Origin of the sequence: Mycobacterium sp. E3247 (assembly GCF_001667785.1) — a bacterium.
Classification (GTDB): Bacteria; Actinomycetota; Actinomycetes; order Mycobacteriales; family Mycobacteriaceae; genus Mycobacterium.
In genome coordinates this window covers 74,193-81,931 of record NZ_LZJG01000052.1, presented here as the reverse complement: position 1 = coordinate 81,931, position 7,739 = coordinate 74,193, and the positions used below count along the sequence as shown (strand labels likewise).

The 7,739-nt window shown below is 68.4% G+C and carries 9 protein-coding genes; 5 read left to right on the top strand and 4 right to left on the bottom strand.

Features of this window, described 5'->3' with window-relative positions; translation table 11 throughout:
* A partial coding sequence (locus A9X04_RS02970) for an FAD-linked oxidase C-terminal domain-containing protein (protein WP_304442382.1) occupies positions 1 to 667 on the top strand: 667 nt, incomplete at its 5' end.
* Here the strand turns inward: A9X04_RS02970 and A9X04_RS02965 are convergent.
* Both A9X04_RS02965 and A9X04_RS02960 read right to left on the bottom strand, forming a co-directional pair.
* Complete coding sequence (locus A9X04_RS02965) at positions 664 to 1,479, bottom strand: 1-acyl-sn-glycerol-3-phosphate acyltransferase (RefSeq protein WP_067917565.1); 816 nt, start codon at positions 1,477 to 1,479, stop codon at positions 664 to 666. The two genes, A9X04_RS02970 and A9X04_RS02965, sit on opposite strands and share 4 nt — an antisense overlap.
* A gap of 129 nt (positions 1,480 to 1,608) precedes the next feature.
* Entirely contained in the window at positions 1,609 to 2,253 is a 645-nt protein-coding gene (locus A9X04_RS02960) for a TIGR03085 family metal-binding protein (RefSeq protein ID WP_067917563.1), read from the bottom strand.
* Between the two features lie 237 nt (positions 2,254 to 2,490).
* Between A9X04_RS02960 and A9X04_RS02955 the strand changes: the two genes are divergently transcribed.
* Genes A9X04_RS02955 through A9X04_RS02945 form a run of 3 tightly spaced genes read left to right on the top strand, consistent with a single transcriptional unit; the run spans position 2,491 to position 5,625 of the window.
* Positions 2,491 to 4,158: a nitrite/sulfite reductase gene (locus tag A9X04_RS02955; RefSeq protein ID WP_067917561.1), complete on the top strand. Its 1,668-nt coding sequence runs from the start codon at positions 2,491 to 2,493 to the stop codon at positions 4,156 to 4,158.
* A 16-nt stretch (positions 4,159 to 4,174) separates the two neighbouring features.
* Complete coding sequence (locus A9X04_RS02950) at positions 4,175 to 4,912, top strand: phosphoadenylyl-sulfate reductase (protein WP_067917559.1); 738 nt, start codon at positions 4,175 to 4,177, stop codon at positions 4,910 to 4,912.
* Complete coding sequence (locus A9X04_RS02945; protein ID WP_067917557.1) at positions 4,909 to 5,625, top strand: sirohydrochlorin chelatase; 717 nt, start codon at positions 4,909 to 4,911, stop codon at positions 5,623 to 5,625. The genes A9X04_RS02950 and A9X04_RS02945 overlap by 4 nt, the downstream gene beginning before the upstream one ends.
* Here the strand turns inward: A9X04_RS02945 and A9X04_RS02940 are convergent.
* The gene (locus A9X04_RS02940) at positions 5,622 to 6,554 is read right to left on the bottom strand and encodes a LysR family transcriptional regulator (RefSeq protein ID WP_067917556.1); all 933 of its coding nucleotides are present in this window, start codon (positions 6,552 to 6,554) and stop codon (positions 5,622 to 5,624) included. The genes A9X04_RS02945 and A9X04_RS02940 overlap by 4 nt on opposite strands.
* A gap of 103 nt (positions 6,555 to 6,657) precedes the next feature.
* On the opposite strand from A9X04_RS02940, the gene fdxA reads away from it, so the two are divergent.
* Positions 6,658 to 6,984, top strand: coding sequence for a ferredoxin (gene fdxA, locus A9X04_RS02935; RefSeq protein WP_067917555.1), 327 nt, complete (start codon positions 6,658 to 6,660; stop codon positions 6,982 to 6,984).
* 2 nt (positions 6,985 to 6,986) lie between these two features.
* Here fdxA and A9X04_RS02930 read toward each other — a convergent pair whose 3' ends face one another.
* Positions 6,987 to 7,664, bottom strand: coding sequence for an esterase (locus tag A9X04_RS02930; RefSeq protein WP_231985647.1), 678 nt, complete (start codon positions 7,662 to 7,664; stop codon positions 6,987 to 6,989).
* Positions 7,665 to 7,739 lie beyond the last annotated feature (75 nt).

Below are 7,739 nucleotides of genomic sequence, written 5' to 3'. Positions count from 1 at the left end.
GGTGGGCAGCGGCCTGGCGCCCTACATCCTGGAATACATCGACAACGTGACGATGGCCGCGCTCGTGCATACCCAGAACCTGGAGTTGGGCATTCCGGACACGGTCCGCGACAGCTGCGACGCCTATCTTGTTGTGGCGCTGGAAAACCGGACCGCGGACCGGCTGGACGAGGACGTCGAGAAGGCCGGCGAACTGCTGGCCGAGCTGGGCGCCGTGGATGCCTATGTGCTGGAAGGGGGTTCGGCACGCAAGCTGATCGAGGCGCGCGAGAAGGCGTTTTGGACGGCGAAGGCGATCGGCGCCGACGACATCATCGACACCGTGGTACCCCGCTCCGCGATGCCGAAGTTCCTGTCCGCCGCGCGCGGTCTGGCCGCGGCCGCCGGTGGCGCCTCGGCGGGCTGCGGGCACGCCGGCGACGGCAACGTCCACCTGGCCATCTTCTGCAAGGACACGGCCACCCGCAAGAAGCTGATGACCGACATCTTTGCGCTGGCAATGGAATTGGGCGGCGCGATCTCGGGCGAACATGGCCTGGGCCGCGCGAAGACCCCGTACTTCCTCGAGCTGGAAGACCCCGTCAAGGTCGACCTCATGCGCCGCATCAAGCAGAGCTTCGACCCTGCGGGCATCCTCAACCCCGACGTGGTGTTCGCAGGGGCTTAGCCGATCACCGGGTAACGGCGTTGGGCGGCAAGTTCTCTGAGCCCCCTCCGCATCACCCACCGCACGTGCGCGTCGAGCCACTTGATGTCGTGTGCGCCGGCGAATTTGGCGATCTCGATGGGCCGCAACACCTCGGTGACGATCTTGGTGGGCAACGGCATGTTGACCGGCGCCACCACGCTGAGCCCGAACGGAAAGCCGAACGAGATCGGCAGGATGTCCGTGCGAAACAGCTTGCGCTCGAACTTGGTGAGCCGAAGCGCACGCGCCAGCCACCGACCGCGGCTCAAGAACAGCTGGCTCTCCTGCCCGCCGATGGAGACCGCGGGAACGATCGGGACGTCGGCTTCGACGGCCGTGGTGATGTAGCCGGTTCGCCCGTCGAAGTCGATGGTGGTCTCCTGCAGGGTCGACCGGTAGACGTCGAAGTCACCGCCCGGGTAGACCAGCACGACGGCCCCAGCGGCCAGCGCCTGGGCGGCATTCTCCCGCGTCGCGCGGATGACGCCGGTGCGCCGGAAGAAATCAGCGGCGGGCCCGGCGAAGATGGTGTCGAAGCCCAGCGCGTACAGCGGCCGGTCGTAGCCGAACGTGTCGTAGTAGTCGACGGCGAACACCGGGAGATCGAACGTCATCAGGCCGCCGGAATGGTTGCCCACCACCAGCGACGGCCCGTCCGGGATGTTGTCCAGGCCCCGCACCTCGGAGCGGAAATAGTGCTTGACGATCGGGCGGGTCAGCGCGACGACGTGCTCGGTCAGACCGCGGTCCCATTTGTCGACGTCGGTCGAGTCCGTGTGGGTGTGAGTCATGTCGTCCCCGCTCGTCGTTGAGCGTGAGCTGATGGTACGCCCGCCGATCTGAGGCGACGTCTGTTTCCTGCACGGATTCGCGCCGGCGCTTCGAGGGATATGCCGAAGTGCCCGCCTCCGAGCGACCCCTCACATCCCGAAGTGTGTGCGACGCACCGCCGCGACGGCCTCGGGCGGTCCGCTCACCTCGACCTCCGCCGCGCCGACGCGGCCAAACAGGTACAGCAGCAGCTCACCCGGTCGGCCGCGGAGCACGGCCACCGGTGAACCCGGCCGCACCGTGGCCCGCTCGCCGGTGCCGAGCCAGGAGACCTCAAGACCGCAACCGGAAAGCCGCCGACTCAGGTACCGACCGCCGCGCCGCACGTTGCGCCACAGCGCGGCGTCCAGCTCGGGCGGCAGACCGCGCGACCCGAGCCCATTCGCCCGGCGCAGATCCTCGTGATGGACGAAGAACTCGTTGAGGTTCGCCATCGCGCGAACCCAGCCGATGCGGAAGAACCCGACGGGCGGGCCGGAGCGAATCGTCGCAATGAGCGACGCGAACTCCGCGCCCCGGGCCAATGCAACCCGGCGCCGCTCGGCGAACCGTTGAAAGCGGCCCGGCAGCACCAGGCACGGGCCGGCGACGAAGTCGTGTTCCCGCAACACGAGATGGGCGGCCAGATCGTGAGCGGTCCAGCCCTCGATCAGTGTGGGAGCGGACGGGCCGAGCCCGGCGAAAAGGTCACACAGCGCGGAGCGCTCCCGGGCGTCCGGCGAAGGCCCAGTCACACCCGCAGGCTACTGCAATCACGCTGCGCGCCAAACCAATAAACGTGAACCGGCACACACAACCAACGGTTGTGCCCTCACAACGGCGCGACCTCTACTACCGCACGCCTATGCCGGGCACTATGAAGCCATGAGACGTGGGCGCAACGGCGCGCCCCCAACAGACATCATCGCGTCGATGCCGCGGCCCGCAGCCCTGCAGCCCCAGCCGATCTGCACCGCGAAGGAGCACACCACATGACCACAGCACGTCCCGCCAAGACCCGCAGCGAGGGCCAGTGGGCGCTGGGTGATCGCGAACCGCTGAACGACACCGAGAAGATCAAGAACGACGACGCGCCCCTGAACGTGCGCGACCGCATCGTCAACGTCTACGCCCAGCAGGGTTTCGACAGCATCGACCACTCCGATCTGCGCGGCCGCTTCCGCTGGATGGGCCTGTACACCCAACGCGAGCAGGGCTACGACGGCAGCTGGACCGGCGACGACAACACCGACAAGATCGAAGCCAAGTACTTCATGATGCGGGTCCGCACCGACGGCAAACCGCTGACGGTGCACTCGATGCGCACGCTGGGCCAGATCTCGACCGAGTTCGCCCGCGACACCGCCGACATCAGCGACCGGGAAAACCTGCAACTGCACTGGATCCGCATCGAGGACGTCCCCGAGATCTGGCGCCGCCTCGATGCGGTGGGGCTGCAGACCACCGAGGCCTGCGGCGACTGCCCGCGCGGCATCCACGGTTCGCCGCTGGCCGGCGACTCGCTCGACGAGGTGCTCGACCCCACCCCCGCCATCGAGGAGATCGTCCGCCGCTCGATGGGCAACCCCGAATACGCCAACCTGCCACGCAAGTACAAGACCGCGATCTCGGGCCTGCAGGACGTCTCCCACGAGACCCACGACGTCGCGTTCGTCGGCGTCGACCACCCCGAGCACGGCCCCGGCATGGACCTGTGGGTGGGCGGCGGCCTGTCGACCAACCCGATGCTGGCCCAGCGGGTGGGCGTGTGGATCCCCCTCGACGAGGTGCCCGACGTCTGGGAGGCCGTCACCCAGGTCTTCCGCGACTACGGCTACCGGCGGCTGCGCGCCAAGGCCCGGCTGAAGTTCCTGATCAAGGACTGGGGCGTCGAAAAATTCCGCGAGGTGCTGGAAACCGAATACCTGAAGCGTCCGCTCATCGACGGCCCGGCCCCCGCGCCGGTCAAGCAGACCATCGACCACGTCGGCGTGCAGAAGATCAAGAACGGGCTCAACGCCATCGGCGTCGCCCCCATCGCCGGCCGCGTCTCGGGCGCCACCCTCTCGGCGATCGCAGACCTGATGGAGAAGGTCGGCTCCGACCGGGCGCGGCTGACCCCGTTCCAGAAGCTGGTCATCCTGGACGTGCCCGATGCCTTGGTCGACGAGACCGTCGCCGCGCTGGACGCGCTGGGGTTGCCGTCGCGGCCCTCGTCGTGGCGCAAGAACACCATGGCCTGCACCGGCATCGAGTTCTGCAAGCTGTCGTTCGCCGAAACCCGGGTGCGCACACAGACTTTGGTGCCCGAGCTGGAACAGCGCCTGGCCGACGTCGACTCCAGGCTCGACGTGCCGATCAGCGTCCACCTCAACGGCTGCCCGAACTCGTGCGCCCGCATCCAGGTCGCCGACATCGGCTTCAAGGGCCAGTGGATCGACGACGGCGAGGGCAATTCGGTGGAAGGCTTCCAGGTCCACCTGGGCGGCGGCCTCGGCGAGGCGAGCGGCTTCGGCCGAAAACTGCGCCAGCACAAGGTGACCAGCGACGAGCTCGGCGACTACATCGACCGGGTGACCCGCAAATTCCTCGAAGGCCGCGACGGCGGAGAGACTTTCGCGTCGTGGGCGCTGCGCGCCGACGAGGCCGACCTGCGATAGGAGCTGAGGACCCGCCATGGTGGCGATGAACTTCACCAACGAGCAGTTGCGCGAACTCGCGGCGCGCGGCGCTGCCGAGATGGAGGGCGCCGGCGCGGTCGACATCCTGCGCTGGACCGATGAGCACTTCGGCGGCGTCGACGGTCCCCGCGGCTGGGCCAACTGCGAGTACGTGGTGGCCGCCAACATGCAAGACGCCGTGACGATTTCGCTCGCCTCCGACGTACGCCCGGGCGTGCCGGTGCTGTTCCTGGACACCGGCTACCACTTCGCCGAAACCATCGGCACCCGCGACGCGGTCGAATCCGTCTATGACATCCACCTGCTCAACGTCACGCCCGAGCACACCGTGGCCGAACAAGACGAACTGCTGGGCAAGGACCTGTTCGCCCGCGAACCGAACGAATGCTGCCGGCTGCGCAAGGTCCTCCCCCTGCGCCGCGCCCTGCGCGGCTACGCGGCCTGGGTGACCGGGCTGCGGCGGGTGGAGGCCGCCACCCGCGCCAACGCGCCGCTGATCAGCTTCGACGAGTCGTTCGAGCTGATCAAGGTCAACCCGATCGCGACCTGGACCGACGAAGACGTCCAGGACTACATCGAGCGCAACAACGTGCTGGTCAACCCGCTCGTAGAGGAGGGCTACCCGTCCATCGGCTGCGCCCCCTGCACCTCCAAGCCGGCCGAGGGTGAGGATCCTCGCAGTGGGCGCTGGCGGGGACGAAACAAGGTCGAATGCGGGTTGCACGCAACATGAGCACCCTCGTCCTCACCGCCCACGGCAGCCGGGACCCACGGTCGGGCGCCAACGCGCAGGCCGTCGCCGACCGGCTGGCGAGCGTGCGCCCCGGCCTCGACGTGCGGCTGGCGTTCCTGGAGCTCAACGAACCGAACTTCGCCGACGTCCTGGCCGGACTGCCGGACCGCCGCCGCGCGGTGGTCGCCCCGCTGCTGCTGGCCAGCGCCTACCACGCGCGACGCGACATCCCCACGCAGATCGCCAAAGCGGGCGCCCACGGCATCCGGCAGGCCGACGTGCTCGGCGAGGACGAGCGTCTGGTGTCGGTGCTGCGCGAACGCCTCACCGAGATCGGGGTTTGCCCGCTCGACGACCACCTCGGGGTGATGGTGGTCGCGATCGGCTCGTCCAATACCGCGGCGAACGTGCGCACCGCGAAGGTCGCGTCCCGGCTGGCCGTCGGCACCCGGTGGGCCGGTGCCACCACCGCTTTCGCCACCCGTCCCGAGGCGTCGGTGAAGCGCGCCGCCGGCCACCTGCGCCGCCGCGGCGCGCGCCGGCTCGTGATCGCACCCTGGTTCCTGGCGCCGGGGCTGCTCACCGACGGCGTCGCAACCTACGCGCGGGACAACGACATTCCGATGGCCGCGCCGCTCGGCGCGCACCGCCTGGTGGCCGCCACCGTGCTCGACCGTTACGACGAAGCCCTGGCTGCCGACGCCGCGGCCTAACGGCTGTTGATGTGGCTCAACAGGTCTCGGACCGCCCCGGCCGGCGGGGTGCGCCCACCCACCCAGATCGCGCGGAACTTGCGGCGTAGGTCCAACTTCGGGATCGTGACGGCGCGCAGCCGCCCGACGGCCAGGTCGTCGGCCACCGCCAGCCTGCTCATGGCCGCCGGGCCCGCGCCGGCGAGCACGGCCGCGCGCATCGCCGCCGCCGACGTCAACTCCAGCACCGGCGGCGCCTGTTCCATGTCGTCGCCCAGCACCCGGCGCAACGCCTCCGTCAGCGAATCCCGGATCCCCGAACGGGGTTCGCGCGCAACCAGCGGCGTCTCCGCCAGTTCGCGCGCGGAGACACCCCGCGCCCGTCTCGTCCACTTGTGACCGGGCGGCACCACGATCACCAGCTCGTCCTGACCCACCACGCACGTACCCAATCCCTTTGGTGTGCCCGGATTTTCGACAAATCCCAAATCGACGGTGCCGTCGCGGACCGCGGCGATCGCGTGCTCGCTGTTGGTGGCGGTCAACATCACCTGCGGCGCGGCGCCACCGCGGCGCGTCGCCTCCGTCTGCAGGGACAGCAGCCAGTGCGGCATCAGCTGTTCGGAGATCGTCTGGCTGGCCGCCACCCTGATCCGCTCACGACCCTCCTTGCGCAGCGCCCCCATTCCCGCGTCGAGCTCGGTGGCGACCTCGAGCAACCGTCGGGCCCAGTCCGCGACGATCAGGCCCGCCGGCGTCAGTTGCGATCCGCGGGTGGTCCGCACCGCCAGCGTCACCCCGACCTGCGCCTCCATCGACGCGAGCCGCCGCGAAATGGCCTGCTGCGTCAGCCCGAGTTCGCGCGCGGCGCGGCCCAGGCTGCCGGTCTCGGCGATCGCCAAGAACACCTCGAACGAGGCGAGCTCCGGCATCCGGGCGCTGAGCGGCATGGCTGATCCCCTCACAATCAATCCGTGTGACACAACCATAGCTTGTGACTTCACAACGCCGAGACCTCTACTCGCGCCCAGTCGGGGCGACGACTATGGCGTCATGGCTTATGTGATCGCCGAACCCTGCGTCGACATCAAGGACAAGGCGTGCATCGAGGAATGCCCCGTGGACTGCATCTACGAGGGCGCACGGATGCTCTACATCCACCCCGATGAGTGCGTGGACTGCGGCGCCTGCGAGCCGGTGTGCCCCGTCGAGTCCATCTACTACGAGGACGACCTGCCCGGCGAATACGGCCAGTACACCCAGATCAACGCCGACTTCTTCACCGAACTCGGCTCACCCGGCGGCGCCGCGAAAATCGGGCTGACCGAGAACGATCCCGCCGCGGTCAAAAAACTCGAAAGCCGGGCCGAGGCGACCTAGGGCTACGCCATCAGGGCGGCGAGTTCGGTACGGGGCACCGAAACTTGCTGCGGCCCGTTGACCGACGGCAGCACCTGCCCCTGGCCGAAGAAGAAGATGACGGCGTCATCGGTGATCGCGAAATTCTGATACGCCTCGACTCCGGGCTCGCCGAACGGCAGCGGGCCTAATTGGCGCTCAACGATCGGGTTGAGGACGTCCAGCGGTTTGGTGCCCGGCTTGAACAGCGTGTCGAACGTGATCGGGGCGCCCTTGCCGAGGTCGTAGTTGAACGCCTTGAAGGACGTCACGGGGTGGGCGCCCAGGTCCTGGTTCATGTCCAGCACCACGCTTTGGGTGCTCGAGCCGGGCGCGGCCGACCGATACGCCGTTCCGATGATGGTCAGCAGGTAGGGCGGCCGATCATGCCGGGGGTACGTCCGCACGTCGTCGACCCAGGTGTCTCGGGTATGGACGAGGTAATCGGACATGGCCTGCTGGTCGGGATAGCTGACCGGGAAGCTCAGGTCGAGCGTGTAGTCGGCCGTGGTGATGTGGCCCTGGCAGACCTGGTTTTGGTCGACGGTCCCACCGAGGGCGGCACACGCCGATTGCGCGCCCGCAATCGGGGCGATCGAACAGTTCACCGAGGCGCAGACGGCCGCGACCGCTCGCCACAATAAGCGCATCTTGGTAGCCATCTTCTCGCTGCCCTCTTAGGTGGCCGAATCGGCTCGCGCCGCTGTCAGACCAAATCGTAGAACTCGATCAAAAGC